Here is a 26,976-nt window from a genome sequence, read left to right on the forward strand (position 1 = left end):
CGGGGGAGCGGGGCCGGATCGAGTGTCCAGGGCGTCCCTCCTAGGATGGAGAGCATGAGCAGCGAGAACCTGACCAAGCCCGAGCTCGACGCCCCCGACGGCCCGGCCCCCGACACCCTCGTCGTCGAGGACCTCGTCATCGGCGACGGCGCCGAGGCCCAGCCCGGCTCCACCGTCGACGTGCACTACCTCGGCGTCGAGTACGACACCGGCGAGGAGTTCGACTCCTCCTGGAGCCGCAACCAGTCGATCAACTTCCCCCTGAACAACCTCATCCGCGCCTGGCAGCAGGGCATCCCCGGCATGAAGGTCGGCGGCCGCCGCAAGCTGGTCTGCCCGCCCGCCCTCGCCTACGGCCCCGCCGGCGGCGGCCACCCCCTCTCCGGCAAGACCCTGATCTTCGTGATCGACCTTCTCGGCACGAAGTAACCCGCCGGTCGGGCCCACCTTGCTGGTCGAGTAGCCCCGAAGGGGCCCACTTGCTGGCCGAGTAGCCCCGAAGGGGCGTATCGAGACCCACCCCGCCAGCACCGAAGGCGCAGCCCCCGTTCACCGGGGTCTGCGCCTTCGTCGTTCACCGCCACCGCCCCTCAGCGCGGCTGCGCCTTCTTCACCCGGTCGACCAGCTCGCGCCAGGCCCCGTCGAGCTCCGTCTCGCCCAGGCGCACGGTGTGCGTCTGCACCCGGATCTCGTAGACGAACCGGTCGGGCCGCCCGCCGGCGACCGCCGCGGCGGGCGGCCGGTCGTCCCAGTCCAGCGAGCCGAGCAGCTCGTGCCACGCGCGCTCGTCCGGCTGCGCGTCCACATCGATCCGCCAGACCCGGCGGAGCCCGGCGAAGCCGCCGCTGCGCGAGACGATGACATCCATGGCCGCGATCGTACGCGCCCACCCCGAAGGAGCGCCCTCGATCATGCAGATCGAGCAGCCCGCGCAGCGGGCGCCTCTGCTGATCGAGCAGCCCGCGCAGCGGGCGACTCTGCTGATCGAGCAGCCCGCGCAGCGGGCGACTCTGCTGATCGAGCAGCCCGCGCAGCGGGCGCGTCTGCTGATCGAGTAGCCCGCGCAGCGGGCGTATCGAGATCCACCAGCGCCGAGAGGCGGGCCCGCAGACCCGACCGCTGACGACGACGGGTCTCGATGCACCCCTGCGGGGCTGCTCGACCAGCGGGGAGGGCGCTACGCCGGCAGCTCGACCCCCACGGTCGTCCACCCCGTGCGCACCGCCGCCTCCACCTCGGACCCCGCACCGAAGCGCTCGCCCGCGGCAGCCACGGTGAGCGCCGCGAAGCCCTCGAAGTCGGCCGTCGCCGTCAGCACCCCGCCGGTCAGCACGTCGTACCAGACCTGCCCCGCGCTCTCCCACGCGGGGCCGCCGAGCTCGATCGCCGCGACGGCGAACGCCCGGTTCGGGATGCCCGAGTTGATGTGGACGCCGCCGTTGTCGTCCTCGGTGTCGACGTAGTCGGCCATCGAGCCGGGCTGCGGGTCCTTCCCGAGCACGTCGTCGTCGTAGGCGGTGCCCGGCGCGATCATCGAGCGCAGCGCGGTGCCCTGCACCTCGTCGGTGAAGAGGCCCTCGCCGATCAGCCAGCTCGCGTCCTCCGCGCTCTGCCCGGCACCGAACTGCTCGAGCATCGCGCCGAAGACGTCGGAGATCGACTCGTTGAGCGCGCCCGACTGCCCGCGGTAGACGAGGTTGGCGGTGTACTCGGTGATGCCGTGCGCGAGCTCGTGGCCGATCACGCTCTGCGAGACGGTGAAGCGGCGGAAGACCTGGCCGTCCCCATCGCCGAAGACCATCCGCGAGCCGTCCCAGAAGGCGTTGTCGTAGTCCTCGCCGAAGTGCACGGTCGCGTCCAGCGGCAGCCACGCGTCGTCGATGGAGTCGCGGCCGAAGGCCTGCTGGAGGAAGTCCGACATCGCACCGAGTCCGTCGTAGGCCTCGTCCGCCGCGGCGTCGCCGGTGGCCGGCGCGCCCTCGGTGCGGACGACGGTGCCGGGCAGGGTCTCGGTCGACTCCGCGTCCGAGATCGTGCGCTGCAGGGCGGCGACCCGCTCGGCGCGGGGGACGGGCGTCGCGGTGGCGGTCGAGCGCCCGGGCGAGGGCTCACCCGGGCGGACGCGCCGGAACGGCACGTCCTGCTCGAGGGAGCGGCTCGCCGCCCGCGCGGCCCGGGCGAACGCCGGGTCGTCGAGTCGGGCGATGCGGACGAGGAGATACGGCGGGACGACTGTTCTGCTCATGGCCCGATCCTCCCATCCACCTCCGACACCGTCGCGGGATCGCCGCGGGCGCTCCGATGCGCTAGCCGCGCCCCGCGCGCCGGCCGGGCCCCGCGCGCTAGCCTGGCCAGCGACGAGCGGCATCCACGGACCGGGGCGCACCCGAGGACTCGAAGGCGGACATGGGCATCATCACGCGGGGCTTCTTCGGCAAGCGCGAGCAGAACCCGGACCTCCCGCCGGGGCAGTACCTGGAGAAGGGCTTCCCCGTCCTCTCGATCGGGCCGACCCCGAACATCCACGAGTGGGCGTTCTCGATCGACGCCGGCCCGGCCGGGGTCCGCCGCTGGACGGCAGACGAGTTCGCGGCGCTGCCGCGCGAGGACATCCACACCGACATTCACTGCGTCACGCGCTGGTCCAAGCTCGCGACGAACTGGCGCGGCGTCTCGGTCGACCTCCTGCTCGACGGCATCGAGAGCGACGCCGGCTTCGTGATGGCGCAGTGCTACGGCGGCTACACGACGAACCTCCCGTTCAGCGAGATCCGGGGCGGCAAGGCCTGGATCGCGACCGAGTTCGAGGGCGCGCCGCTCGCCGCGGAGCACGGCGGCCCCGCTCGGCTGCTCGTGCCGCACCTCTACCTCTGGAAGAGCGCGAAGTGGGTGCGCAGCCTCCGCCTGATGCCCGGCGACGAGCCCGGCTTCTGGGAGCAGAACGGCTACCACATGCACGGCGATCCCTGGAAGGAGGAGCGCTACTGGTGATGTGGACGGAGGCGGTGACCGAGTCGGTCGTGCCGCTCACTCCGACCTCACGCCTCATCGCGCTCCGCGTCCCCGGCTGGCCCGGGCACCTCGCCGGGCAGCATCTCGACGTGCGGCTGACCGCGGCCGACGGCTACCAGGCCAGCCGCTCCTACTCGATCGGCGCCCCGTCGGACGGCGAGCGCGTCGAGTTGGCCGTCGAGCGCCTGGACGACGGCGAGGTCTCGCCCTACCTGGTCGAGGGCCTGGAGCCGGGGGACTCGCTCGAGGTGCGCGGGCCGATCGGCGGCTGGTTCGTCTGGAGCGCCGAGCAGACCGAGCCGGTGCAGCTGATCGCCGGTGGCAGCGGACTGGTGCCGCTGATGGCGATGGCCCGCGAGCACGGCCGCGTCGGCAGCGCCGCGCCGATGCGGCTGCTCTACTCCGTGCGCTCGAGCGCCTTCGCCTACTACCGCGACGACCTCCGGATGCTCGGCGAGCTGCCCCGCGACCGCGGCGGCGTCGAGACCGAGTTGGTCTACACCCGCGTCGCCCCGGCCGGCGCCGCTCGGCCCGCGGGCCGGCTCACCCCCGAGCTGCTGGTCGCCACGGCGATCCCCGCCTCCGAGGAGCCGACGGTCTACGTCTGCGGCCCCACCGCCTTCGTCGAGGCCGTCGCGACGGCCCTCGTCGCCCAGGGCCACGACCCCGCCCGGGTCCGCACCGAGCGCTTCGGCGGCCCCTAGCCTGCCCCCTCCGCGAGATGCCACTTGTGCACGCGACACGCCGTGAAAGGCGTGCACAAGTGGCATCTCGCGGAGGGGAGTGGGCTACTCGAAGCTGACGGTGCGGTTCTCGCCGATGTCGGGCTGGCCGCCGGTGACGGCCGCCTTGGCGACCTTGAAGAGCACGACGGGCGCGGGGGAGTCGGTGACCCAGAGCTCGACGGTCTCGGCCGAGACGCGCAGCAGCGCGACGCTCGGGTCGTCCTTGCCGTCGGGGAACCAGGCCGAGACGGACGGCGACCACAGCTCGTCGACCTTCGCCGGGTCGTGCACGACGGTCGCCGAGCCGGCCACCGACAGGTAGCCCTTCTTGGACTCGAAGGCGACGTTGACGCTCGGGTTGGCGCGGACGTCCTCGACCTTCGCGGACGGGTCCTGGGTGAAGAACCAGAGATCGCCGTCGAAGTCGATGTCCTGCGCGGCGAGCGGGCGGCTGACGAGCTGGCCGGTCGCGTTGACGGTGGTGAGGAGTCCGATCTTCGCGCTCTTCACGATCTCGGTGATCTGCGCGCGGTCGTCGTCGGTGGCGGGGGTGATGGAGGTATCGGTCATGGCGACGACGCTACGCGCACGACCGCCCGCCGCAAGGGGTGGCGGGCCCGCGCGCGGCCTGTCTAGCGTCGAGGCATGGACACCACCACGTACACGGCCATGCTCGACAGCGGCGCGGAGCAGGAGAGCATCCGCCTCGAATACATCGACGGCTCCCCGCAGCGCTCCCTCACCCGCGTCGCCGACATCGACGGCGAGGAGGTCGAGGTCGTCTGGGAGCTGGACGGCGAGATCGACGGCTTCCACGTCTACCGCCCCGTCCGCGTCGAGGGACGCGACGACGACAGCGGCGAGGTCTCGGACGACCTCACCGACGGCAACGCCGCCGGCGCCTACGCCGGCGAGTAGCCCCGCCGCCGCGCCGTGCTCCCGAGGGGTCGCGGCGCGGTCAGGCGACCGGGTTCAGCGCGTCGTAGCGGCGGAAGCCCGGGCTCAGCCGCAGCACCGCCGCGAGGATCGCGATGATGGCCAGCCCGCCCGCGAGTGGCGGCAGCCAGAGCAGCGCGAGCGAGGCGAGCAGCCCCGTGTAGAGGTCGCCGACCCGCGGACCGCCCGTGACGACGACGATGAAGATCCCCTGCAGTCGCCCGCGCATGTTGTCGGGCACCGCGGTCTGCAGCATCGTCTGCCGGAAGATCGAGCTGACGTTGTCGGCCGCACCGGCCCCCGCGAGGGCGACCGAGGCCGCGCCGATCAGGCCGAGGTTCGGCGCGGAGGCGTCGTGCTCCACCAGCGCCGCGACCAGCAGCACCCCGCCGAAGCCGGCGATCAGCAGTCCGTAGACCTGGATCGATCGGCCGATCGCGATCCCCTGCCTCCGGACACCGGTCAGCCGGCCCGAGAACACGCTGCTCAGCAGCGCCCCGACCGCGTAGGCCGCGGTGAGGATCCCGACCGTCACCGCGCCGCCGCCGAGCAGCAGTGCGGCCGCGGCGGGGAAGACCACCCGCGGCTGTCCGAAGGTCATCGCGACGATGTCGACGAGGAACGAGAGGCGGATGTTCGGTGCTCCGCGGAGGAAGCGCAGTCCGTAGCGCAGCGACTCCAGCCCCGGCCGCTGCCGCTCGCCCTCCGGCACCAGCGCGGGCAGCCCGGCGATGCCGAGGAAGGCGAAGAGGAAGAGCACGACGTCGATCGTGTAGGTGATCGCGAAGCCGGAGGAGGCGACCAGCACGCCCGCGAGGGCCGGCCCCACCGTCACCTCCACCCCGCCCGCGATGCCGCCGAGCGCCGCCGCGGCCGGCACCAGCTCGAGGCGGAGCAGTCGCGGCGCGACGGTCATCCGGGTGGCCCCGATGATCGTGGTGGCGACGGCGTTCACCGCGGTGAGCAGGTAAAGGGTGAGCGGCGTCTCGGCGCCGAGCCAGGCGAGCGCCGCGATGCCGGCCGTCGAGCCCCAGGCGACGATCGCGGCGAGCAGCAGCACCAGCCGGCGATCGAAGGCGTCGGCGAGCATCCCGCCGTAGAGACCGGCGAGCACGGTCGGCACCAGCGCGACCACGCCGACCATCGCGACGGCCAGCGTCGAGCCGGTCAGGTCGTAGATGTGCAGCCCGACGGCGACGATCGTCATCTGCCCGCCGATGCCCGAGATCACGTTCCCCGCCCAGAGCCGCGCGAAGGCGGGGGACTCGCGGAGGGGGGAGAGGTCGACGACGTGGCTGCGCCGGGGCGCGGGAGGGGGCTGGCTCACCCGCTCCATTGTCCGCCTCCCGAGCGGTGCCGGGCGGAAGCCGGGCGCACGGGACCGTCGAGGCGGAGCCCGTAGGGTAGGGAGCATGAGCACGTCATCCGACGGCGCGCCCCGGCGCCCGCGCGCCACCGCGACGCGAGCCGCCGGAGCGGCCCCGCCCGTCGCGCCGCCGCTCCGCGCAGCCGGCCCCGCCGCACCGCGAGCCCCGTCGCACCGGCCACCGGCGGAGGCCGCGTCGCCGCCCTGCGCCGCCGCTACGGCGCCGCGACGGCGTCGATCCTGATCCCGGTGGTCGTCGTCCCCGTCGCGTTCTTCGTCTGGTACGCGATCATCTCGCTCGGCGCGTTCCCGGGCGACCAGGCCGTCAGCGATCTGCTCGTCGGCGTCGTCTACACGGCCGTCATCCACGCGCTGCTGCTCGCCGGCGTGCTGCTCGGGGTCTCCTCGATCCGGGCGCGGCGACGGGCCGGCCGGCCGCCGGTCGCGGGCTGGATCGGCGTCGCCCTCAACGTGCTCGTCGTCATCGGCTGGGAGCTGCTGGTGTCGCCGTGGCTCGTCGTGCTCTGGAACCGGGCCGTCGGCGCCTGATCCGACGGTGCTGATCCGACGGTGCTGATCCGACGGTGCTGATCCGACGGTGCTGATCCGGCGGTCCTGATCCGCTCGTCCGTCGCCCCCGCGCTCTGGTAGGCTCCTGAGGTTGCCGTTCGACGGCCGCGGATCAAGAGAGCCCACGCATCAGGCGCCGGGCACCGCGCAACGAGAGAGAGGGGATCCCATCTATGGCACTCGAAGCAGACGTCAAGAAGGCGATCATCGAAGAGTACGCGACCCACCCCGGTGACACCGGATCCCCCGAGGTGCAGGTGGCCGTCCTGACCAAGCGGATCAAGGACCTCACCGAGCACCTCAAGGAGCACAAGCACGACCACCACTCGCGTCGTGGTCTGCTGCTGCTCGTGGGTCAGCGCCGTCGACTCCTCGGCTACCTGTCGGACGTGGACATCAGCCGCTACCGCTCGCTGATCGAGCGTCTCGGCCTGCGTCGATAGTCCCTCCCGCTCCTCCCCTCACCGGGTCGAGTGCGGGGTCTCGATGACACCGCGATCTTCTTCGAACGGGCCGCTCTCCTCCGGGAGGGCGGCCCGTTCCGCGTTCCCGGGCTCCGTCGTCCCGCCGAGGACTCACTCCAGCCGCTCCGGGCGGTCGACGCCGCCCCAGGAGAAGCCGTCAGCGGCTGCGAACCAGTCGGCCGCGGCCCGGCCGAGCGCGGCGTCCGCCTCCGGCCGCCCGGGCGTCGCCAGCGACTCGGCGAGGCCGGGCAGGGTCCACCCATCACCCAGGGCCGTCGCCTGCGCTCGCGCCCAGGCGTCCGAGCAGGCAGGCTCGCCGGCGGCCCGCGCGATCGACGCCGGCGCGCTCGGCGACGCGCCGTCGCGCACCAGGGCGAGCGCGCAGGTCAGCGCCGCGGTCCGGACGACGCTGCGCGGCGCCCGCGGCGGCTCGCTCGCGCGGACCTGATCCTGCGCCCCGACGACCGCGGTCAGCGCGAGGAAGAGCCGCGTCGCCTCCTCGTCGGGCCGCGGTTCGAGCCGGCCCGGCCCCGCCGAGATCGCGGCGGACGCTCCGGGCGCCAGCACCAGTCCTCCGCCCATCCGCGAGGAGTACGAGGCCAGCAGCCCGCTGATCCCCGCGTCCGCGCGGAGGTCGCTCTGGCTGATCACCCCGCGCACCCCCGGGCCGCTGAGCACCCAGACGACCGGGGTGCCGTTGTGGATCATCAGGCTGCGGTGATCGGCGTCGATGCAGGCGAGCAGGTGCCCGGCGAGCGCCTCGCCCTCGCGATCGAGCACCGAGGGCGCGACGAGCAGCTCGTGCGGGTCCTCACAGGGGCCGGAGCCACCGCCCGCCGCCGCGGAGAGGCTCGCCAGGGGTGCCAGCGCCGCGAGCGCGAGCGCGAGCACGGCGATCGCGGCGACGGAGGCGGCGGTCGCTCCGAGCACGCGGCCGCGCGCCTCGCCGCGGCGGGCGGGCCGCGCGCGAGCGGAGCGCGCCGCGGGCTCCGCAGGCCGCACTCCAGGCCGCCGCCTCCTCGCGGACGCGGACGCCACCGTGCCTCGACGCACCATGCGGACTCCCTCTGCTCGGAGGCTAGCCCCGGAACCGGCCCCTGACCAGGCCTGGAGCGACCGGCCTCCGGCGGCGGGCGGAATTCCTTCGAGAATTCTCCGGTCCGGTGCATCCGGAGGGGCCCCTCGGCCGGAAGTAGTGGTGAAGGCCCTTCTCGAGAACCCACCGACCCGCCCGCGGGTCCCATCGTGAAAGAGGAACACCGTGACCACCTCCCGCCTCACCCACCGCCTGCTCGCCGGAGCCTGCCTCGGCACCCTCGCCGTCGCCGGTCTCGCCGCCGCTCCTGCGAGCGCGGCCGACGCCGACTCGGCCGACCTCTACGTGCTGCACGCGGTCCCCGACACCCCGGTGGACGTGTACGTCAACGGAGCACTGACGCTCGACGACTTCACGCCCGGCTCGCTCGCCGGCCCGCTCGACCTGCCCACCGGCACCTACACCGTCGCGATCACCGCCGCGGACGCCGCCGACGCGAGCGCCCCCGTCATCGGCCCGGTCGACCTCGCCCTCGAGGCCGGCAAGAGCTACACCGTCGCCGCGCACCTGAAGCCCGACAACACCCCCACCGCGACGCTGTTCCCGAACGACATCTCGGCCACCGCGGCCGGGGAGGGACGACTCACGGTCCGCCACATCGCCGCCGCCCCCGCCGTGGACATCCTCGCCGGCGGCTCGCCCGTGCTGACGAACGTGACCAACCCGAACGAGGGCATCCTCAACCTCGCTCCGGCCACGATCTCGACCGTGGTCGCCGCGACCGGGACCACCACTCCGGTCATCGGCCCGGCCGACGTCCAGGTCCAGGAGGGTGTCAACACGATCGTCTACGCCTGGGGCAGCCTGGAGAAGGGCAACCTCGCCCTCGCGACGCAGACCATCGGCGGCCTGCACTCCTCGCCGTCGGGTGTCCCCGCCGGTGAGGCCGGCCTCGCCGCAGACAACCGCACCGACGCGGCCGCGGGCTGGTGGGGCGCTGCCGCCCTCGCCTCGCTCGCGCTGATCGGCGCCGCGCTGATCGGTCGCCGCAAGGCCGTCGCCGGTCGCTGACCGACGCGCACGACCGCCGGTCACTGACCGGCACTGAAGACCGCCGGCCCGGCGTGCCCCGCACCCGGGCCGGCCGCCGACCACGAGAAGAGGAGGACGTGATGAGCAGGACCCCCCGTCTGCCGCGCGCTCTCCTCGTGGTCGGCCTGATCGCGGTCGGCCTCGGCCTCGGCGGCTGCTCGGCACAGGCGGTCGGGGTCGTGCCCGCCCCTGACGCGAGCGCGCCGCTCACGACGTCGACGCCGGCCGCGATCCCCTCCAGCACTCCCTCCGCCCCGGCCGTACCGCAGGTCCCCGTCGCCGACGCGCGACTCGGGGCCACACCCGCGCCGGTGGTGCTCGCGCCGACCCGCCTGGTCGTCGACGGCCTGCCGATCGACATGCCCGTGCAGCCGGTCGGCGTCGCCGACGACGGCACGATGGAGCTGGTCCCCGACACCGACGTGGCGGGCTGGTACCGCTTCGGCCGCGGGCTCGACGCCGCGGACGGCACCACCGTGATCGCCGCGCACGTCGACTCGCTCACCTACGGACTCGGCCCGTTCGCCGAGCTGAAGAAGGCGCAGCCCGGCCAGCGGATCGGCCTGACCGGCGAGGACGGCGTCCAGCGCGTCTACACCGTCGACACGGTCGAGACGACGGAGAAGACCACCGTCGACCTCTCGAGCGTCTTCGTCCAGGACGGCCCCGCGCGGCTCGTCCTGATCACCTGCGGCGGCGACTTCGACTACGACACCCGGCACTACCTCAGCAACGTGGTCGTCACCGCGACCCCCGCGACGTGACCGCCCGACGATGACTCCGATCCGCCGCGTCCGCGCTCCCGACGAGAGCGCGCCGTAGCATGAGCATCGCCGCAGCGCTGCCGAGCCCTCCGCCTCGGTGCCGCCCCCAGTCCAGGAGGACCCCCCTGATCGACGCCCAGTCCCGCGAGCCCGACGACGAGGCCGCCGACGAGCGCGCCCTCGTGCAGCGCCTCGGGCTGCGCTTCGCGGCGGGGGAGGAGCCGGCGCTCGCCGAGGCCTACTCCCGCTGGTCGCCGCTCGTCTTCACCCTCGCCCTGCGCTCGCTCGGCGACCGGGGCGACGCGGAGGACGTGGTGCAGCGGGTCTTCGTCTCGGCCTGGACGAGCCGCGCGGGCTTCGACCCGGGCCGCGCCGCCCTCGGCGCCTGGCTGGTCGGCATCTCGCGCAAGCGGATCGCCGACGCCCACGAGAACCGCTCGCGCGAGCGCCGGCTCACCGCCGCACTCGTCGCGGTCGCCCCGGTGGACGAGGGCGAGCCGGCGGTCGATCTCGAGGAGCGGGTCCTGGTCGCGGACGAGCTCGCCCGACTGGATCCCGTCCCGCGGCGGGTGATGAGCCTCGCCTTCTACGAGGATCTGACCCACACCGAGATCGCCGAGAGGACCGGCCTCCCGCTCGGCACCGTCAAGAGCCACATCCGCCGCAGTCTCGACAGACTCCGCTCCCGATTGGAGGTGAGCAGCCCATGACGCATCTCGATCCCGACGAGCTCGCCCTCCTCGCCCTCGGCGAGGCGTCCTCCGCCGACGCCGCCGCTCACCTCGAGGCGTGCCCCGCGTGCGCCCAGCAGTTGGTCGAGCTCGGCCACGCCGCCGGTCTCGGCCGGCGGAGCCGCTCGCTGGTGCTCGAGTCGCCGCCGGCCGAGGTCTGGGACCGCATCCGCGGGGAGCTCGCGCTGGGGGAGACTCCGGAGCCCTCGATCGCACCGGTCACCGCGCTCCCGACGGGCCGCCACACGCCCTCGCGACGCCGTCCGCGGTCCCGCCGGCTCCTTCCCGCGGCGCTCGCCGCCCTCGCGGCCCTGGCGATCGGCGTCGTCGGCGGCTTCTGGCTGCAGGCCTCGCGCGGCACCGACGCGGTCGTGGTCGCGCGCGCCGATCTCGCCGCTTTCCCCGACTGGCAGGGCGCGAGCGGCAGCGCCGAGCTCGAGGACGCCGACGGCGAGCGGCAGCTCGTCGTGCACCTCGACGCGGCCGGCGCGGCCGACTCCTACCGCGAGGTCTGGCTGATCGCCGCGGACGCCACCGGACTGGTGGGGCTCGGCGTGCTGGACGGCACGGACGGCCGCTTCACGGTCCCCGCCGACATCGACCTCGCCGAGTACTCGCTCGTCGACATCTCCGAGGAGCCCGACGACGGCGACCCGCAGCACTCGGGCGACTCGATCGTCCGCGGGCCCCTTCGCGAGAGCTGAGCTCCCGGCGGATCAGACCGCCTCGGCCCGCTCGGCCAGCAGTGCGGTGAGGGCCTGCACCGCCGCCGAGGGGCGCATCGCGCTGCAGACCGAGACCTCCCACACCAGTCCGGGCCAGTCGAGGTCGATCGCGGTCACCCCGTCCAGCGGCGCGATGCCCGAGCGGGGGACCACCGCCGGCCCGAGGCCGGCCTGCACGAAGAGTGGGATCGCGGGCAGGTCGGCGACCTCGGTCGCGACCCGTCGCGTCGCTCCCGCCGCGCGGAAGGCCCGGTCGACGCTGACGCGGTTGCCGAAGCCGACCGGGGTGTCGATGAACGCGGCGCCCTCGAGGTCCGCGGGGGAGGGCCGCACCAGCCGCGCCATCGGGTCGGCGCTCTCGACGAGGAGCAGGTAGCGGTCCCGGACGACGGTCGTCACGGCGAGGTCGTCCAGCTCGGCGACCGGCAGGGCGAGCAGCGCCACGTCGAGCCGGCCGCGCCGCAGGTCCTCCGCCAGCCCGGTCGATCCGCTCGGCGAGGTGCGCAGCAGCAGGTCGACCAGCGGGTGGCGGCGCCGGAACGCGCCGAGGGCGCCCGGCAGGTCGAGGATGTCGAGCGCCGAGAAGGTGCCGACGCGGACCCGGCCGCGCAGTCCCGCGGCGTCGTCCGCCGCGAGCGAGCGCATCCGGTCGACGCTGTCGATCGCCGCGCGTGCCGAGGGCAGCAGCGCCTCGCCGACTACGGTGAGCGTGACGCGGCGGGTCGAGCGGGTGAACAGCGGCGCGCCCAGGTCCTGCTCGAGCGAGCGGATCGTCGCCGACAGCGTGGACTGCACCACGTAGAGGCGGGCCGCCGCGCGGGTGAAGCTGAGCTCCTCCGCGACGGCGACGAAGGCGGCGAGCTGTCGGTCGTCCATGCCCCATTGTGCGGCTTCGGCGATGAATGCGTCCACGATCCTTCGTTGGACGTGGACGATCGGGAGGAGCACTCTGGGCGCATGCCGACCACCGGAATCCCCGCCGAGCGCACCGCCGCCCGCACCCCGTCCTCCGCGCGCCGCCCCGAGCTGGGGCACCACCTCGGCTTCTGGGTGATCGCGCTCGCCTTCCTCTCGGTGATGGCCTTCTCGACCGTGCCGACCCCGCTCTACGCGATCTACCAGCAGCGCGACGGCTTCCCCGCCTTCGTCGTGACGGTGATCTTCGCGGCCTACGCCGTCGGAGTGGTGGCGAGCCTCTTCCTCGCCGGCCACGTCAGCGACTGGCTGGGTCGTCGGCGCATCCTGCTCGCGGCGATCCTCGTCGAGGTGCTGGCGAGCATCGTCTTCCTGCTCTGGCCGGACGTGCTGGGTCTGATCGTCGCCCGTCTGCTCACCGGCATCGGCGTCGGCGCGCTCACCGCGACCGCCACCGCGCACCTCTCCGAGCTCCGCGCGATCGCCCGGCCGGAGGAGGGCCCCGGCGCCTCGCGCGCCGTCTCGACCCTCGTCAACGTCGGCGGCCTGGCCCTCGGCCCGCTGATCGGCGGCGTCCTCGCGGTGACCGTCGACCGTCCCCTCGTGGTGCCCTACGAGGTCTTCCTCGTCCTCCTGGTCGTCCTCGGCATCGCGGTCGCCCTCGTCCCCGAGACGGTCGAGCGCCGGGAGGAGCTGCCCGCCTACCGGCCGCAGCGGCTCGCCGTGCCCGCCGCCTCGCGCGGCACCTTCCTCTCGGCCGCGGTCGGCGCGTTCGCCGGCTTCGCCGTCTTCGGCCTCTTCACCTCGCTCGCGCCGACCTTCCTGGCCGGCCGCTTCGGCGAGACCTCGCACCTGGTGGCGGGCGTCGTCTCGTTCGGCGTCTTCGCCGCCGGGGCCGTCGCCCAGCTGACCGCCGCGCGGCTGCCCGTCCGCCGCGCGCTGATCCTCTCGGCCACGGCCCTGACCGTCGGGCTCGCCCTGGTCGCGTGGGGCGCCGTCGCGGTGGTGCTGCCCGCCTTCATCGGCGGCGGGGTGATCGCGGGCGCCGGCGTCGGCCTGATCTTCCGTCTGGCGCTCGGCGTCGCGGGCTCGCTCGCCTCCGACGAGACCCGCGGCGAGGTCCTCGCCGGGATGTTCCTGGCCTCCTACATCGGGCTGGCGGTCCCGGTGCTCCTGATCGGCGCGGCGCTCGCCGTCCTCCCCGCCGTGCCGGTGCTGGTCGGCTTCGTGGCGATCGTGCTCGTCCTGGTGCTGGTCGCGATCGCGCGGATGCTGCGCTCGGCGGTCTGAGCGCGGCGCCGGGCGGGGCGGAGGCCGGCCGAGGGGGCGCGCGCCGCGACACGCGCGGCTCCGGCGCTCCATGATGGAGGCATGAAGCTCTTCTCGTTCGGACGCTCCGACTCCGACCCCCTGCCCGCCGGCGACCGCGGCTCGGGCAAGCTCGACGACTACGACTACGAGCTGCGGCCCAAGTCCAAGCGCGGCGACACGCTCCTCGGCGTCGCCGACTCCCTCCCGCACCAGGACGAGCTGGCCCGCGTGCACTCGCTCGGCGAGGAGGAGATCACGGCGGTCATCCCGCGCCGCACGATCGAGGAGGAGCGCACCGACGCCCCGATGCCGGTCCGGCTCTTCGCGAACCACCGCCCGAGCGATCTCGTCGGCTACGTGCCGCGCGGGCTCGAGAACGTCGTCGAGGCGGCGCTCGCCCGGCTCACCGAGGCCGGCAAGCAGCCCCGCATCCCCGCCCGCATCGTGAAGGGCAAGGGCGGCCTGCGGGTCCAGCTGCTGATGCACGAGACCCGTGGCTGACGCCGAGGGCCAGGCGGGCACCGACCGCTCGCCGGCCGGCTTCTGGGACGAGCCCGCGTCCGCCGGTCCGCCGGCCGGCTGGTATCCGGATCCGGCGCAGGTGAACACCCAGCGCTACTGGGACGGCCGCGCGTGGACCGGTGACCTCGCCCCGCTCGCCCCGCCCGCGGCGCCGCTCGGCAACACCGCGGCGACCGCCTCTCTCGTGCTCGGGATCCTCGGCGTGCTCCTCACTCCGATCCCGCTGTTCATCGGGCTCCTGCTCGGCGGTCCGCTCGACGTGCTCGCCGTCATCCTCGGTGTCGTCGGCCTCGTCAAGGGCGGCGCGCGGCGGGGAGCGGGCGTCACCCGGGCCGTCGTCGGCCTCGTGCTCGGCGCGCTGATGCTCGCGGCGATCACCGTCGGGGCCGGCACGATCTGGTAGCCGCGCGGCGGTGATCCCCGGGTGGGGCCGCGCGGCGCGTCCCCGGTTCCTGGTCGATCCGGGCCCGCACTGATAGCATGAACCGGTTCCGAATCCGGGAGCGGCCGCCGGTCGTCATCGGGTTCGAACCACGGAGCAGGCCGGCAGGAAGCTGGTCCTCGGTGGTGGAGTCCCGGTTCGCGACATCACGCAGTGCTGACATCAGGCAGCGCTGCAGCCAAGGTGCCACAGCACAGTGGTCGATGTCGGGCAGACCCGGAGCCCTTCTACTGGTGGCCAGCACGAACGCCCTCCACACGACGGCACGGCGCGAAGCCCTGCCGTGGGATCGCGTGCGATTCCTGACCGTCATGCCGCTCCGACGAACGCCGGCGCCCAGAGGGGTGCCGCTGCAGACGTTAAGGAGACAGACCTCTTGGAAGGTCCTGAAATCACATTCGCCGAAGCCGTTCTCGACAACGGCTCGTACGGCACCCGCACCGTCCGCTTCGAGACCGGCCGCCTCGCGCAGCAGGCTCAGGGCGCGGTCGCCGCGTACCTCGACGAGGACACCATGCTCCTCTCCGCCACCTCGGCGTCGAAGAACCCGAAGGACAACTTCGACTTCTTCCCGCTGACCGTCGACGTCGAGGAGCGCTCCTACGCCGCCGGCAAGATCCCCGGCTCGTTCTTCCGCCGCGAGGGCCGCCCCTCCACCGAGGCGATCCTGGTCTGCCGTCTGATCGACCGGCCGCTGCGCCCCTCGTTCGTCGAGGGCCTGCGCAACGAGGTCCAGATCGTCATCACGGTCCTCAGCATCGCGCCCGACGAGTTCTACGACGCCCTCGCGATCAACGCCGCGAGCGCCTCGACCCAGATCTCCGGCCTGCCCTTCTCGGGCCCGGTCGCCGGCGTGCGCCTCGCGCTCATGTCCGACGGCTCCGGCGCCGACCAGTGGGTCGCCTTCCCGAAGGCCTCGCAGCTCGAGAACGCCGTCTTCGACCTCACCGTCGCGGGCCGCGTCGTCACCAACGAGGACGGCTCCTCGGACGTCGCCATCATGATGGTCGAGGCCGAGGCCACCGACGTCTCGTGGAACCTCATCAAGGCGGGCGCCACCAAGCCCGACGAGGCCGTTGTCGCCCAGGGCCTCGAAGCCGCCAAGCCCTTCCTCCGCGCGCTCGTCGAGGCGCAGTCGAAGCTGGCCGCCGAGACCGCGAAGCCCGTCAAGGACTACCCGGTCTTCCTGCCCTACGCGCAGGAGACCTACGACAACGTCGCCGAGCTCAGCTACGACGAGCTCGTCCGCGTCTACCAGATCGCCGACAAGGTCGAGCGTCAGGACGCCGACGACGCCCTCAAGGCGAAGGTCAAGGAGCAGATCGCCGAGCGCATCGCGTCCGGTCAGCTCTCCGCCGAGGCCTACTCGCAGGTCGGCGCCGCGTACAAGTCCGTCACGAAGGTGGTCGTCCGCGGCCGCATCCTCCGCGACGGCGTCCGCATCGACGGTCGCGGCCTGGCCGACATCCGTCCGCTCGACGCCGAGGTGCAGGTCATCCCGCGCGTCCACGGCTCGGCGATCTTCCAGCGCGGCGAGACCCAGATCCTGGGCGTCACCACGCTGAACATGCTCAAGATGGAGCAGCAGATCGACTCGCTGTCGCCCGTCACGAAGAAGCGCTACCTGCACCACTACAACTTCCCGCCCTACTCGACCGGTGAGACCGGCCGCGTCGGGTCGCCGAAGCGTCGCGAGATCGGGCACGGCTTCCTCGCCGAGCGCGCCCTCGTGCCGGTGCTGCCGAGCCGCGAGGAGTTCCCCTACGCGATCCGCCAGGTGTCCGAGGCGCTCAGCTCCAACGGCTCCACCTCGATGGGCTCCGTCTGCGCGTCGACCCTGTCGCTCCTCAACGCCGGTGTGCCGCTGCGCGCCCCGGTCGCGGGCATCGCGATGGGCCTCGTCTCCGACGTGGTCGACGGTCACACCCGCTACGCGGCGCTGACCGACATCCTGGGCGCCGAGGACGCGCTCGGCGACATGGACTTCAAGGTCGCCGGCACCTCCGAGTACGTCACGGCCATCCAGCTCGACACGAAGCTCGACGGCATCCCGTCGTCGGTCCTCGACGCCGCGCTCAAGCAGGCCAAGGACGCCCGCACCACGATCCTCGCGGTGCTCACGGCGGCCATCGACCAGCCCGACGAGATGGCCCCGACCGCGCCCCGCGTGATCTCGGTCCAGATCCCCGTCGACAAGATCGGCGAGCTGATCGGCCCCAAGGGCAAGACGATCAACGCGATCCAGGACGAGACCGGCGCCGACATCTCCATCGAGGAGGACGGCACCGTCTACATCGGCGCCGTCGACGGACCGTCGGCCGAGGCCGCCCGCGCTCAGGTCAACGCCATCGCGAACCCGACCAACCCCGAGGTCGGCGAGCAGTTCCTCGGAACCGTCGTCAAGATCGCGACCTTCGGTGCGTTCGTCTCGCTCCTCCCCGGCAAGGACGGCCTGCTGCACATCAGCGAGGTCCGCAAGCTCGCCGGTGGCAAGCGTGTCGAGAACGTCGAGGACGTCCTCGGAGTCGGCCAGAAGCTGCTCGTCTCGATCACCAAGATCGACGACCGCGGCAAGCTGTCCCTCGCGCCCGTCGTGGCCGAGGACGCCGAGGCGCCCGTCGAGGTCCCCGCCGAGAGCTGATCCCTCTCGCGAACGACGACGCCCGTCCCACTTCGGTGGGGCGGGCGTCCGTCGTTCGTGGGGTACGGTGGCGGGACCGTGCCGTCGCACCGCCCCGACCGGAGGACCCCGTGACCGACTCGACGCCCCCGGCCCTCGCGCCGGAGACGCCCCTTCCGCCCCGCCTCCTCGGAGCCACCGGTCTGCCCGTGCACCCGGTCGCCCTCGACGGCTCCGTCTTCGGCTGGGCCGCGAGCATCGACGAGACCACCGAGGTGCTCGACGCGTTCGCCGAGCTCGGCGGAACCCTGATCTCGACCGCCGACCACTACGCCACCGGGCGCAGCGAGTACATGATCGGCCGTTGGCTCGAGCAGACCGGCCGGCGCGAGGAGCTGCTCGTCGCGACCAAGGTCGGCCGCCACCCCGACGCCCCGGGCCTCGCCGCGGAGGACGTGCGGATCGCGATCGAGGGCTGCCTCGAGCGGCTCGGCACCCGCATCGACCTGCTCTCCTTCGACAGCGAGGACCCCGAGGTCCCGATCGCCGAGAGCCTCGCCGCCGTCGCCCCCTTCCTCGAGAACGGCTCCGTCGGCGCGCTCGGCGCGGCGCACTTCAGCGGTGCCGCCCTCGCCGAGGCGGCCGAGGTGTCCCGCGAGCTCGGCCTGCCCGGCTTCACCGCGGTGGTCGCCGAGTACAACCTGATGGAGCGCAAGCACTACGAGGCCGACGTCGCCCCCGAGGTCGTGCGGCAGGGTCTCGGCACGCTCGCCCGCCTGCCGCTCGCCAGCGGCTACCTCACCGGGCAGCTGCGCCACCGCTCGGACGAGCCGGAGTCGGTGATGTTCGAGGCCGGTCTCGACTACGTCGGCCGGCACGGCAACAGGGTGCTCGCGGCGCTCGACGAGGTGGCGCAGGCGCACGGCAGCAACGTGGGGACCGTCGCTCTCGCCTGGGTGCTCGCGCACCAGGAGGTGTCGGCCGTGACCGCTCGGGCCCGCTCGGCGGACGAGCTCGCGTCGATCTTCGGCGCCGCGACCCTGCCCATCACCCGCAGCGAGATCTCCCAGCTCGACCGCGCCTCCGCCTGAGCCGCCCGCCGAGCCGTCAGCGGCGGAGGATGCGCGCCTCCCACGGCCCGAGCGTCGACCCGGTCGCGCCCGCGACGTTGCCGAGCACCGTCTCCGCGCCCGCCCACTCCTCGAGCAGCGCGACCTCGAGCGGCTCTCCCGAGACGTTGCCGACCACGAGCAGCTCGCTCGCGCCCGTGCGGGTGAAGGCGAACAGCGTCGGGTGCTCGGCCTCGAGCAGCGCGAAGCGCCCCAGCTGCACGGTCTCGTCCTCGTGGCGCAGCGCGATCAGCGCGCGGTAGTACTCGAAGACCGAGCGTTCCGCCGCGCGATCGGCGGCGACGTTCACCTGGGTGGAGTTCGGATTGACCGGGATCCACGGCTCGCCCGTCGTGAAGCCGGCCTGCGGTCCGCCGTCCCACTGGACCGGCGTGCGGGCGTTGTCGCGGCTCTGCGCCCGCAGCCCCGCGAGCACCGCCTCCGGCTCCTCGCCGCGCTCCTCGACGGCCTCGGCGTAGTAGTTCAGCGACTCGACGTCGCGGAAGTCCTCGATTCCGGCGAAGGGCACGTTGGTCATGCCGATCTCGTCGCCCTGGTAGATGTACGGCGTGCCGCGCTGCAGGTGCAGCAGCGTCGCCCAGAGCGTGGCCGACTCGTAGCGCCACGCGCCGTCGTCGCCGAAGCGAGAGACCAGCCGGGGCTGGTCGTGGTTGCCGAGGTAGAGGCTGTTCCAGCCGCGCTCCGCCAGCCCGTCCTGCCAGCGGGCGAGGTTGGCCTTGAGGGCGACGAGATCGAGCGGCACCGGGTGGAACTTGTCGACGCCGTGGTCGATGCCGACGTGCTCGAACTGGAAGACCATGTCGAGCTCGCGCCGCTCGGGGTCGGTGACGAGCACCGCCTCCTCCAGCGTGACGCCCGGCATCTCGCCGACGGTCATCAGGGCGGCGTCGCGGCCGGCGAACACGGCCTCGTTCATCTCGCGGAGGTACTCGTGCAGACGAGGGCCGACGCCGCCGACGATGCCGGAGCCGCCGCCCGGCCCGTCGATCGCGTCGACGTCCTTCGAGACGAGGTTGATGACGTCCATCCGGAAGCCGTCGACCCCGCGGTCGAGCCACCAGTTCATCATCGCGTGCACCGCGTGCCGGACCTCCGGGTTCTCCCAGTTGAGGTCGGGCTGCTGCACCGCGAACAGGTGCAGGAAGTACTCGTCGGTCGCGGTATCGAGCGTCCACGCGGGGCCGGAGAAGTAGGAGCGCCAGCCGTTGGGCTCGGCGACGTCCAGACCCGCGTCCGCAGTCGCCTCGAGCTCGGCGTCCGGCGCGAGCGGCTCCTCCGCCGCGGCGCTGCGCCCGCGCCGCCACCAGTACCAGTCGCGCTTGGCGTCCTCCTGCGAGGAGCGCGACTCCACGAACCAGGCGTGCTCGTCGCTGGTGTGGTTGACCACCAGGTCCATCACCAGCTTGATCCCGCGCTCGTGCGCCTCGGCGAGCAGCAGGTCGAACTCCTCGAGCGTGCCGAAGAGCGGATCGATGTCCTGGTAGTCCGAGATGTCGTAGCCGTTGTCGTGCTGGGGCGAGGGGTAGACCGGCGACAGCCAGACGACGTCGACCCCGAGGTCGGCGAGGTGGCCGAGACGCGCGCGGATGCCGCCGAGATCGCCGATGCCGTCGCCGTTCGAGTCGGCGAACGAGCGGGGGTAGATCTGGTAGACGACCGCGCTCGTCCACCATGGTGTCGCGGGGGTCGGGGTGAGGGGCTCCATGGCCCGAATCTAGCCGTCGCCACCGACACTCGCGCCCCCGCCGCACCGGCGTCGGCGACGCCCGCGGAGGGCCGGGGGAACGCCGTGTAACGATCCGGTTAAGCGTTCCCGACCGCTCGGCAGGGCGTTCCGCGCGCTCGGATACTCTCGGTCCTGGCGGACCCGGACCGCCGCGGGGGAGTGGGCGAGTGGCGAGGCTGAAGACCGGTTCGGCCGTGCGGACGATACGCGGCACCGCCCCGATCCCGCCGCTCGAGGACACCCGTCCCGTCGTCGCTCCCGCCGCGCTGAAGCGCCGACTCGGCGACACCGCGCAGTCGCTCTTCCCGCTCGTCTTCGACGCCGCCGCGCTCGGTCGCCGGGGAGCGGGCGGCCGCGCATCCGACGGCCCCGATCTGCTCGAGCGCTTCGCCGCCCGGGGCGGCGACGCCGTCGTCGTCACCGACGGCACCGGCTCCGCCGAGGGGGAGGAGCGGGTCGGCGGCTGGCTCGCCGGCGACCGCGACCGCTTCCTGCTGCTCGGCCGCGTCGGCGCGTCCGCCGAGGCGGTCGCCACCCCGCGCGCCCTGGTGGCGCGGGTCGAGGAGTCGCTGCGGCGCCTGCGCACCGATCGCCTCGACGTCCTGGCGGTCCGCCCGGACGGCGCCGGCCGCCTCGACGAGGTGCTCAGCGCCGTCGAGGTGCTGCTCGCCCGCGGTCTCGTCCGCACGGCCGTCGCGTCGGGCTTCGCCGCGGAGGAGCTCTTCGAGGCCCGCGTCCTCGCCGGGCACGGCCACCCGCGCTTCGCCGCCGTCGAACTGCCCTACAGCCTGCTCGACGCCGCGGACGCGGAGGGCGACCTCGGCCTCGTCGCGGCCGGCCAGGGGCTCTCGCTGCTCTCGACCGTGCCGCTCGCCCACGGCTTCCTGCACGGCGTCGAGCGCGGCCGCCGGCAGCTCTCCCGCCTGCCGGACGGCGCCCTCGCCGCCGCGCACCTCGGCCGACGCGGCCGCCGCGTGCTCACGGCCCTCGATGCGATCGGCGCCGAGCTCACCGCCGCTCCCGCCGCCGTCGCGCTGGCCTGGCTGCTCGCCCGCCCCGGAGTGGCGGCGGCCGTGGTCGCGCCGCGCTCGCCGTCCGACGTCGACGCGCTCGTCCGGGCCGTCTCGCTCGAGCTCGACGAGGGTCACCTCGCCGCCCTGGAGCGCGCCCGCCGCTGACGCGTCGCACAGCCGTCCCGGGGAGCGCGTGGCCTAGGCTGTGCCGGATGAACCACGGTGTCGCCTTCCCTCTCGAACAGCCGGAGACGACGATCGGAGCCGCCGGCGGCTCGCTGGTCCGCCGGTCGGTCCTCCCCAGCGGTGTCCGCATCCTCAGCGAGGCGATGCCTGGAGCGCGCAGCGCCACCATCGGATTCTGGGTCGCGGCGGGCTCGCGCGACGAGGCGCCCGCCCTCCCCGCGGCCGACGGGCACCCGGCCGTCCCCTCGAACTTCGGCTCGACTCACTTCCTCGAGCACCTGCTCTTCAAGGGCACGGGCACCCGGTCGGCGCTCGACATCGCCGTCGCGTTCGACTCCGTCGGCGGCGAGCACAACGCGCTGACCGCCAAGGAGTACACCTGCTACTACGCCAAGGTGCAGGACCGCGACCTGCCGATGGCGGTCGAGGTCATCGGCGACATGGTCACCTCGAGCCTGCTCGACGCGGCCGAGTTCGAGACCGAGCGGGGCGTCATCCTCGAGGAGCTCGCGATGGCGGACGACGACCCGGCCGACGTCGCGAGCGAGCGGCTCTTCGAGGCCGTCTTCGGCGACCACCCGCTGGGCCGCCCGATCGGCGGCACCGCGGCGATCATCGGCGAGGCCACCCGCGACGCCGTCTGGGCGCACTACCGCGCCGCCTACCGTCCGCGCGACCTCGTCGTCACGGTCGCGGGAGCGGTCGATCACGAGGTGCTGGTCGCGCAGCTCGAGCGCGTCCTCGCGGCCGACGGCTGGGACCTCGGCACGCCGGCCGCTCCGGTCGCTCGACGGGTCGGCGGATCGGCCGCCTTCACCCGCGGCACGCCGCTCTCGCTCGTGCACCGTCCGACCGAGCAGGCGAACCTGCTGATCGGCTTCCCGGGCCTGGCCGCCGCGGACGAGCGCCGGATGACGATGGGCGTGCTCAACTCGATCCTCGGCGGCGGCATGTCCTCCCGCCTCTTCCAGGAGGTGCGGGAGAAGCGCGGCCTGGCCTACTCCGTCTACTCGTTCGCGCCGTCCTACTCCGACGCCGGGCTCTTCGGCCTCTACGCCGCCTGCACGCCGTCGAAGGCGGGCACCGTCGCCGAGCTCCTGCTGGCCGAGTTCACCCGGCTGGCCGAGCACGGCGTCACCGCCGACGAGCTGTCCCGCGCTCGCGGCCAGCTCTCCGGAGCGGCGGCGCTCGCCCTCGAGGACTCGGACACGCGGATGTCGCGGCTCGGCCGCTCCGAGCTGACCTTCGGCGAGTTCGTCGACCTCGACGAGAGCCTGCGCCGACTCGCGCTGGTCACCGCGGAGGACGTCCAGGCACTCGCGGCAGACTTGGCCCGGGGGCCGTCGTCGATCTCGGCCGTCGGGGCGGTCGACGAGTCGACCTTCGCCGGCATCGCCGAGATCGAGACCACTCCCGCGGCCTGAGCCGCACCACGAACGTCCGCGCACCGTCGCGCCGCACCAGGGAGGACCTCCGTGTCCCACTACATCTATCTCGTCCGCCACGGCGAGCAGCAGGACGCCGAGCACGGCATGCCGGACGGGCCGCTGTCGGCCAGGGGCGAGCGCCAGGCCCGGCTCATCGCCGAGCGGCTCGGCGGCGTCCCCTTCACCGGCGCCTGGCACTCGCCGCTGCGCCGGGCGGAGGAGACGGCCGCGCGGTTCCGTGCGGTGCTGCCGGGGCTGTCGATCGAGCCGTCGTCCCTGCTGTTCGACTGCATCCCCTCCGGCCCGACGCCCGACATGCCCCGCGCCTTCGAGCCGTTCTTCGGCAGCGTCACCCCGGCCGAGATCGACGCCGGTCACGCGCAGATGCAGGACGCGGTGGCGGAGTTCCTCGCCCCCTCCCGCGAGGACCGCCACGACCTGCTGATCACCCACAACTTCGTCATCGGCTGGTTCGTCCGCCACGTCTTCGACGCACCGGACTGGCGCTGGCTCGGCGTCAACCAGGCCAACTGCGGCTTGACGATCATCCGCGTGCGCTCGCGGAAGCCCCCGGTGCTCGTCGTCCACAACGACCTCGCCCACCTCCCGGTCGAGCTGCGCACCGGCCTCCCCGAGGTCCAGCCGTACTGACGTCTCCCGGATGAGAACACCTCGTCCGAGTGGTGCGGCCCCGCTGCGGTCCCTGCTGATCGAGTAGCCCGCGGAGCGGGCGTATCGAGATCCACGTCCGCCGAAGTACTGGTGACAGCAGGTCTCGATACGCCCCTCCGGGGCTACTTGACCAGCAAGGGCGGCCCTCCCTGCTGATCGAGCAGCCCGCAGCGCGGGCGTATCGAGATCCGCTGTCGGCCGCGGTCGTTAGGCTGGACGGGTGACCACCTCCGTCGCCGTCGTCGGTGCAACCGGCAAACTCGGCTCCCTCACCTGCTCGCTCATCGAGGCGTCCGAGGAGTTCGAGCTCGTCGCCCGGCTCGGCTCGCGCAGCGACCCGCGCGAGATGCTCGCGGCCGACGTCGTCGTCGACATGACCCTCCCCGCGGTCAGCCAGCAGATCGTCGACCTCGCGGTCGCGAACGGCCGGAAGGTGCTCGTCGGCACGTCGGGCTGGACGGGTGACCGCATCGCCGCGCTGCGCCGCAGCGTCGAGGAGCAGCCGAGCGCCGGAGTCGTCATCATCCCGAACTTCTCGCTCGGCTCGGTCCTCGCCACCGCGCTCTCGACCGTCGCGGCGCGCTTCTTCGACGCGGTCGAGATCATCGAGACGCACGGCGCCCGCAAGGTCGACTCGCCCTCCGGCACCGCCGTGCGCACCGCCGAGCTGCTGCTGCGCGCCCGCGCCGAGCTGGGCCCGGTCCAGGCCCCGCACACCGATCAGCGCGCCCGCGGCCAGCAGGTGGCGAGCGTCCCGGTGCACAGCCTGCGCCTGCCCGGTGTGGAGGCGCGCCAGGAGGTCGTCTTCGGCGGCACCGGCGAGACGGTCACCATCCGGCACGACACCTCGTCCTCCGCCTCCTACGAGGCCGGCATCCTCCGCGCGCTCGACGCCGTCCGCAGCACGACCGGCGTCGTCGTCGGCCTCGACGCGCTGATCGACCTCCGCGCCGCCTTCGACGCCGCCCCGCTCGCCGAGCGCGCGCCCGACGAGCCCGCGATCAGCGACGACGCGCCCTCCGGCCAGGCCGCGGCCGCGACGAGCACCCCGTGAGGACGCGCATCGGCGTCGGACTGATGGCCGTCCTGCTGGCCCTCTACCTGTTCGTCTGCCTGCAGTACTCCTACGTCGCGTTCGCCGCGGGCACCGTGCCGGGCATCGTCCTGGGCGTCGGGCTGCTGATCCTCGGCGGGATCGGCGTCTGGGGCCTGGTCCGCGAGCTGTCCTTCGGCCTCCGCGCCGAGACGCTGGCGCGGCGCCTCGAGCGCGAGGACGCGCTGCCGTCCGAGGTCCTCGAGTCCAGTGCGACCGGCCGGCTCGACCGCGCGGAGGCCGACGCGCTCTTCCCCCGCTACGCGGCCGACGTCGACGAGGACCCCGAGAGCTGGCGCGCCTGGTACCGGCTCGGACTCGCCTACGACGCGAGCGGCGACCGCAAGCGGGCCCGCGGCGCGATCCGCCGCTCGATCGCCCTCGAGCGCGAGCACAAGGACTGACCGGAGCCGGCCGTCCGACTCCCTGCGCCGTCGAACTTCCGGACCGTCAGGCGAGCACGGCCTGCAGCGCCTCGGCGACCGTGCGGTGGCGGAAGACGAAGCCGTCGTCGAGCAGTCGCCGCGGCACCAGGCGCTGACTCGAGAGCAGGAGCTCGTGCCCCGCGTCGCGCAGGGCCAGCTCGATGATCTTCTCCGGCACCGGCAGCTTGAACGGGCGGTGCAGCAGCTCCGCGAGCGTGCGCATCACGTCGTTCGCCGTCGCGGCCTCGGGGCCGGCCAGGTTCACCGGTCCGGACAGCTCGGAGGTGAGCAGGTGGCGGATCGCCGCGGCCTCGTCGTAGAGGCTGATCCACGGCCAGACCTGCTGCCCGCCGCCGAGCGGGCCGCTCAGCCCGACCTTGGTCAGCGGCAGCAGCGGCTTGAGCGCGCCGCCGTTGCCGAGCACCAGCCCGGTGCGGAAGGTCACGACCCGGGTGCTCTCCGGTGCGAGCTGGGCCGCCTGCTCCCAGCGCTCGACGACGTCCGCGAGGAAGCCCTCGCCGCGCGGCGACTCCTCGGTCAGCTCCTCGCCGGGCCGGTCGCCGTAGTAGCCGACCGCGGAGGCGTTGAGCAGGATCGACGGGGGAGTGGAGGCCATCCGCATCGCGTCGGTGATGGTCTGCGTGGTCTGCACGCGCGAGTCGAGGATCTCCCGCTTGTACGAGGCGGTCCACGGGAGCCGGCTGATCGAGGCGCCCGAGAGGTTGATCACCGCGTCGACGCGGTCGAGCACGCTGAAATCGAGCATGTGCGAGGCGGGTGCCCAGTGGAACTCGTCCGCGCTCGTCGGCGCGTGGCGGACGAGGCGGAAGATCTCGTGCCCGTCCGTGCGCAGCTGGCGCACGAGCTCGGAGCCGATCATGCCGCCCGCTCCCGAGATCAGCACCCGCAGGCGCCGCAGCGGAGCGGACGTCTCGCGCGCGGTCGCCGTCTCCGGGCCGTCCGCGGCGCGCGAGGACGCCGGCGGTCGCGGCGGCGTCGAGCCGGTCGAGTGGCGAGGCGCGTCGCCGGGGGCGCCGGTCCCGTCCTGGTCCGAGTGCCGTGCGGTCGATTCGCTCATGCTGCCTCCCGAGGCCCGTCGCGGGCCGCCCGCGAAGCGGGATTCAGCCTAGGGCCTCAGGCCCGGGAGCCGGCCGTGCGGCCCAGGAGCCCCGCGCGCACCAGGAGGAGGTAGAGCTCGCAGCCGAGGCAGAGGCCGAAGGCCGCGTTGAGGAAAGCGGCGAGGAAGGCGATCGCCGCGGCGACCGGGACCGCACCGGGCACTCCGGCGAGGTGCAGGGCGACACCCGCCGCGGTGACGATCAGACCGATCAGCTGGGCGAAGCGCGGCGGGCGGGCGTCCTCCCACTCCGACGGCGGCGCGAGGCGGGGCCGGATCAGCCGGCGGAAGACGACCGCCCACGGCCCGGAGCCGACACCGCGGGCGGCCGACCAGGCGAACAGCGCCGCGAGGACCACCAGCAGCAGGAAGCCGGGCTGGACGAGCCGGGCAAGGGAGTCCGCCTGCGCCGGCGCCGCGAGGCCGAGCCCTGCCGTCGCGAGCAGCAGCACGGCGGTGACGGAGGCGGCGAAGCGCGGTCCGCGCGGATCGACGGAGCCGGCGGGCGGGGTGGTGGTCATGCTGTCTCCAGTCGGTCGAGCTCGGCGAGGACGACGGCGCGGGCCGGAGCGCCGGCGATGCGGCTGCGGGCCACACCGTCGGCGTCGAGCACCAGCAGGGTCGGGGTCTGCAGGATGCGGAATCGGTCGGCCAGGTCGGCGCGGCGGGTCAGGTCGACGTCGAGGTGCACGGTCCCGGGTCGCTCGCTCGCCAGCTCCACGAGCATCCGGCGGACGGCGGGGCAGCGGGCGCAGTACTCGGTCGAGAACTGGACGACGGTCGCGCGGCGGCCGAGGACCGCGCCGTCGACGAGCCCGGCCGGGTCGATCCGCTCGACGCGCGCGGCGGGGCGGGCGGCGACGCGCCCGGATGCGCGCTGCTGCAGGAGGCCGAGGGCGGTTCCGAGCGCGACGAGGCCGAGCAGGGCGGCCGCGATCAGAAGGGGATCCACCCC

At 73.7% G+C, this 26,976-nt stretch carries 31 protein-coding genes; 21 read left to right on the top strand and 10 right to left on the bottom strand.

Annotation, left to right across the window (positions count from 1 at the left end; translation table 11 throughout):
• The first annotated feature begins 54 nt into the window (after positions 1 to 54).
• On the top strand, positions 55 to 429 hold the full coding sequence (locus tag GSU72_RS06510) for an FKBP-type peptidyl-prolyl cis-trans isomerase (RefSeq protein ID WP_056042273.1): 375 nt from the start codon (positions 55 to 57) through the stop codon (positions 427 to 429).
• A gap of 161 nt (positions 430 to 590) precedes the next feature.
• Here the strand turns inward: GSU72_RS06510 and GSU72_RS06515 are convergent, their stop codons facing one another.
• Positions 591 to 869: a protealysin inhibitor emfourin gene (locus tag GSU72_RS06515; protein ID WP_159984305.1), complete on the bottom strand. Its 279-nt coding sequence runs from the start codon at positions 867 to 869 to the stop codon at positions 591 to 593.
• Between GSU72_RS06515 and GSU72_RS06520 the strand changes: the two genes are divergently transcribed.
• Positions 868 to 1,059, top strand: coding sequence for a hypothetical protein (locus GSU72_RS06520; RefSeq protein WP_159984306.1), 192 nt, complete (start codon positions 868 to 870; stop codon positions 1,057 to 1,059). The genes GSU72_RS06515 and GSU72_RS06520 overlap by 2 nt on opposite strands.
• A gap of 119 nt (positions 1,060 to 1,178) precedes the next feature.
• On the opposite strand, the gene GSU72_RS06525 is transcribed toward GSU72_RS06520, so the two are convergent.
• Positions 1,179 to 2,246 (bottom strand): M4 family metallopeptidase, encoded by a 1,068-nt coding sequence (locus tag GSU72_RS06525; RefSeq protein ID WP_159984307.1) that lies wholly within the window; start codon positions 2,244 to 2,246, stop codon positions 1,179 to 1,181.
• 161 nt (positions 2,247 to 2,407) lie between these two features.
• Between GSU72_RS06525 and GSU72_RS06530 the strand changes: the two genes are divergently transcribed.
• Both GSU72_RS06530 and GSU72_RS06535 read left to right on the top strand, forming a co-directional pair.
• Positions 2,408 to 2,992 (top strand): molybdopterin-dependent oxidoreductase, encoded by a 585-nt coding sequence (locus GSU72_RS06530; RefSeq protein ID WP_159984308.1) that lies wholly within the window; start codon positions 2,408 to 2,410, stop codon positions 2,990 to 2,992.
• Positions 2,992 to 3,717 carry an FAD-binding oxidoreductase gene (locus tag GSU72_RS06535; protein WP_159986695.1) on the top strand — a complete coding sequence of 242 codons (726 nt, stop codon included), beginning with the start codon at positions 2,992 to 2,994 and terminating at the stop codon, positions 3,715 to 3,717. Before GSU72_RS06530 ends, GSU72_RS06535 begins: the two co-directional genes overlap by 1 nt.
• An 84-nt stretch (positions 3,718 to 3,801) precedes the next feature.
• Here GSU72_RS06535 and GSU72_RS06540 read toward each other — a convergent pair whose 3' ends face one another.
• Positions 3,802 to 4,308 carry a pyridoxamine 5'-phosphate oxidase family protein gene (locus GSU72_RS06540; RefSeq protein WP_159984309.1) on the bottom strand — a complete coding sequence of 169 codons (507 nt, stop codon included), beginning with the start codon at positions 4,306 to 4,308 and terminating at the stop codon, positions 3,802 to 3,804.
• 75 nt (positions 4,309 to 4,383) lie between these two features.
• Here GSU72_RS06540 and GSU72_RS06545 point away from each other — a divergent pair, with 75 nt between their 5' ends.
• A complete protein-coding gene (locus GSU72_RS06545) occupies positions 4,384 to 4,656 on the top strand; it encodes a hypothetical protein (RefSeq protein ID WP_159984310.1) in 273 nt (90 codons plus the stop codon).
• Positions 4,657 to 4,696: 40 nt separating this feature from the next.
• On the opposite strand, the gene GSU72_RS06550 is transcribed toward GSU72_RS06545, so the two are convergent.
• Positions 4,697 to 6,001, bottom strand: coding sequence for an MFS transporter (locus GSU72_RS06550; RefSeq protein ID WP_244256017.1), 1,305 nt, complete (start codon positions 5,999 to 6,001; stop codon positions 4,697 to 4,699).
• Between the two features lie 288 nt (positions 6,002 to 6,289).
• Here GSU72_RS06550 and GSU72_RS06555 point away from each other — a divergent pair, with 288 nt between their 5' ends.
• Both GSU72_RS06555 and rpsO read left to right on the top strand, forming a co-directional pair.
• The gene (locus GSU72_RS06555; protein WP_159984312.1) at positions 6,290 to 6,589 is read left to right on the top strand and encodes a hypothetical protein; all 300 of its coding nucleotides are present in this window, start codon (positions 6,290 to 6,292) and stop codon (positions 6,587 to 6,589) included.
• A gap of 194 nt (positions 6,590 to 6,783) precedes the next feature.
• The gene (gene rpsO, locus GSU72_RS06560) at positions 6,784 to 7,053 is read left to right on the top strand and encodes a 30S ribosomal protein S15 (protein WP_123447896.1); all 270 of its coding nucleotides are present in this window, start codon (positions 6,784 to 6,786) and stop codon (positions 7,051 to 7,053) included.
• A 132-nt stretch (positions 7,054 to 7,185) separates the two neighbouring features.
• Here the strand turns inward: rpsO and GSU72_RS06565 are convergent, their stop codons facing one another.
• On the bottom strand, positions 7,186 to 8,004 hold the full coding sequence (locus tag GSU72_RS06565; RefSeq protein WP_159984313.1) for a hypothetical protein: 819 nt from the start codon (positions 8,002 to 8,004) through the stop codon (positions 7,186 to 7,188).
• A gap of 331 nt (positions 8,005 to 8,335) precedes the next feature.
• On the opposite strand from GSU72_RS06565, the gene GSU72_RS06570 reads away from it, so the two are divergent.
• The 4 genes from GSU72_RS06570 to GSU72_RS06585 all read left to right on the top strand — a co-directional run bounded on the left by GSU72_RS06570 (position 8,336) and on the right by GSU72_RS06585 (position 11,401).
• Positions 8,336 to 9,181 carry a DUF4397 domain-containing protein gene (locus GSU72_RS06570; protein WP_123733962.1) on the top strand — a complete coding sequence of 282 codons (846 nt, stop codon included), beginning with the start codon at positions 8,336 to 8,338 and terminating at the stop codon, positions 9,179 to 9,181.
• Positions 9,182 to 9,282: 101 nt separating this feature from the next.
• Entirely contained in the window at positions 9,283 to 9,966 is a 684-nt protein-coding gene (locus tag GSU72_RS21510; protein WP_159984314.1) for a class F sortase, read from the top strand.
• Between the two features lie 59 nt (positions 9,967 to 10,025).
• A complete protein-coding gene (locus tag GSU72_RS06580) occupies positions 10,026 to 10,676 on the top strand; it encodes a sigma-70 family RNA polymerase sigma factor (RefSeq protein ID WP_159984315.1) in 651 nt (216 codons plus the stop codon).
• The gene (locus GSU72_RS06585; RefSeq protein WP_159984316.1) at positions 10,673 to 11,401 is read left to right on the top strand and encodes an anti-sigma factor; all 729 of its coding nucleotides are present in this window, start codon (positions 10,673 to 10,675) and stop codon (positions 11,399 to 11,401) included. The genes GSU72_RS06580 and GSU72_RS06585 overlap by 4 nt, the downstream gene beginning before the upstream one ends.
• 12 nt (positions 11,402 to 11,413) lie before the next feature.
• Here the strand turns inward: GSU72_RS06585 and GSU72_RS06590 are convergent, their stop codons facing one another.
• Positions 11,414 to 12,334, bottom strand: a complete 921-nt coding sequence (locus GSU72_RS06590) for a LysR family transcriptional regulator (RefSeq protein WP_244256018.1) — start codon at positions 12,332 to 12,334, stop codon at positions 11,414 to 11,416.
• A 45-nt stretch (positions 12,335 to 12,379) separates the two neighbouring features.
• On the opposite strand from GSU72_RS06590, the gene GSU72_RS06595 reads away from it, so the two are divergent.
• The 5 genes from GSU72_RS06595 (at position 12,380) to GSU72_RS06615 (ending at position 18,323) form a co-directional block, all read left to right on the top strand.
• Positions 12,380 to 13,627: an MFS transporter gene (locus GSU72_RS06595; RefSeq protein WP_159984317.1), complete on the top strand. Its 1,248-nt coding sequence runs from the start codon at positions 12,380 to 12,382 to the stop codon at positions 13,625 to 13,627.
• An 81-nt stretch (positions 13,628 to 13,708) separates the two neighbouring features.
• Positions 13,709 to 14,149 (top strand): hypothetical protein, encoded by a 441-nt coding sequence (locus GSU72_RS21285; RefSeq protein WP_159984318.1) that lies wholly within the window; start codon positions 13,709 to 13,711, stop codon positions 14,147 to 14,149.
• Positions 14,142 to 14,573, top strand: a complete 432-nt coding sequence (locus tag GSU72_RS06605) for a DUF2510 domain-containing protein (protein WP_159984319.1) — start codon at positions 14,142 to 14,144, stop codon at positions 14,571 to 14,573. Before GSU72_RS21285 ends, GSU72_RS06605 begins: the two co-directional genes overlap by 8 nt.
• 415 nt (positions 14,574 to 14,988) lie before the next feature.
• Complete coding sequence (locus tag GSU72_RS06610; protein WP_159984320.1) at positions 14,989 to 17,253, top strand: polyribonucleotide nucleotidyltransferase; 2,265 nt, start codon at positions 14,989 to 14,991, stop codon at positions 17,251 to 17,253.
• A 110-nt stretch (positions 17,254 to 17,363) separates the two neighbouring features.
• Positions 17,364 to 18,323: an aldo/keto reductase gene (locus GSU72_RS06615; RefSeq protein ID WP_159984321.1), complete on the top strand. Its 960-nt coding sequence runs from the start codon at positions 17,364 to 17,366 to the stop codon at positions 18,321 to 18,323.
• 16 nt (positions 18,324 to 18,339) lie between these two features.
• On the opposite strand, the gene GSU72_RS06620 is transcribed toward GSU72_RS06615, so the two are convergent.
• Entirely contained in the window at positions 18,340 to 20,067 is a 1,728-nt protein-coding gene (locus GSU72_RS06620) for an alpha-glucosidase (RefSeq protein WP_159984322.1), read from the bottom strand.
• Between the two features lie 188 nt (positions 20,068 to 20,255).
• Here GSU72_RS06620 and GSU72_RS06625 point away from each other — a divergent pair, with 188 nt between their 5' ends.
• The 5 genes from GSU72_RS06625 to GSU72_RS06645 all read left to right on the top strand — a co-directional run bounded on the left by GSU72_RS06625 (position 20,256) and on the right by GSU72_RS06645 (position 24,883).
• A complete protein-coding gene (locus GSU72_RS06625; protein ID WP_159984323.1) occupies positions 20,256 to 21,266 on the top strand; it encodes an aldo/keto reductase in 1,011 nt (336 codons plus the stop codon).
• A 47-nt stretch (positions 21,267 to 21,313) separates the two neighbouring features.
• Positions 21,314 to 22,711: a pitrilysin family protein gene (locus GSU72_RS06630; protein WP_159984324.1), complete on the top strand. Its 1,398-nt coding sequence runs from the start codon at positions 21,314 to 21,316 to the stop codon at positions 22,709 to 22,711.
• Between the two features lie 51 nt (positions 22,712 to 22,762).
• Complete coding sequence (locus GSU72_RS06635; protein WP_159984325.1) at positions 22,763 to 23,365, top strand: histidine phosphatase family protein; 603 nt, start codon at positions 22,763 to 22,765, stop codon at positions 23,363 to 23,365.
• Positions 23,366 to 23,606: 241 nt separating this feature from the next.
• Entirely contained in the window at positions 23,607 to 24,440 is an 834-nt protein-coding gene (gene dapB / locus GSU72_RS06640) for a 4-hydroxy-tetrahydrodipicolinate reductase (RefSeq protein ID WP_159984326.1), read from the top strand.
• Positions 24,437 to 24,883 carry a hypothetical protein gene (locus GSU72_RS06645; RefSeq protein WP_159984327.1) on the top strand — a complete coding sequence of 149 codons (447 nt, stop codon included), beginning with the start codon at positions 24,437 to 24,439 and terminating at the stop codon, positions 24,881 to 24,883. Before dapB ends, GSU72_RS06645 begins: the two co-directional genes overlap by 4 nt.
• A 46-nt stretch (positions 24,884 to 24,929) precedes the next feature.
• Here the strand turns inward: GSU72_RS06645 and GSU72_RS06650 are convergent, their stop codons facing one another.
• Genes GSU72_RS06650 through GSU72_RS06660 form a run of 3 tightly spaced genes read right to left on the bottom strand, consistent with a single transcriptional unit; the run spans position 24,930 to position 26,973 of the window.
• The gene (locus GSU72_RS06650) at positions 24,930 to 25,982 is read right to left on the bottom strand and encodes a TIGR01777 family oxidoreductase (protein WP_159984328.1); all 1,053 of its coding nucleotides are present in this window, start codon (positions 25,980 to 25,982) and stop codon (positions 24,930 to 24,932) included.
• Positions 25,983 to 26,038: 56 nt separating this feature from the next.
• Positions 26,039 to 26,542: a DUF4395 domain-containing protein gene (locus GSU72_RS06655; RefSeq protein ID WP_159984329.1), complete on the bottom strand. Its 504-nt coding sequence runs from the start codon at positions 26,540 to 26,542 to the stop codon at positions 26,039 to 26,041.
• A complete protein-coding gene (locus GSU72_RS06660; protein ID WP_159984330.1) occupies positions 26,539 to 26,973 on the bottom strand; it encodes a thioredoxin family protein in 435 nt (144 codons plus the stop codon). Before GSU72_RS06660 ends, GSU72_RS06655 begins: the two co-directional genes overlap by 4 nt.
• Positions 26,974 to 26,976 lie beyond the last annotated feature (3 nt).

Origin of the sequence: Rathayibacter sp. VKM Ac-2760 (assembly GCF_009834185.1) — a bacterium.
Classification (GTDB): Bacteria; Actinomycetota; Actinomycetes; order Actinomycetales; family Microbacteriaceae; genus Rathayibacter.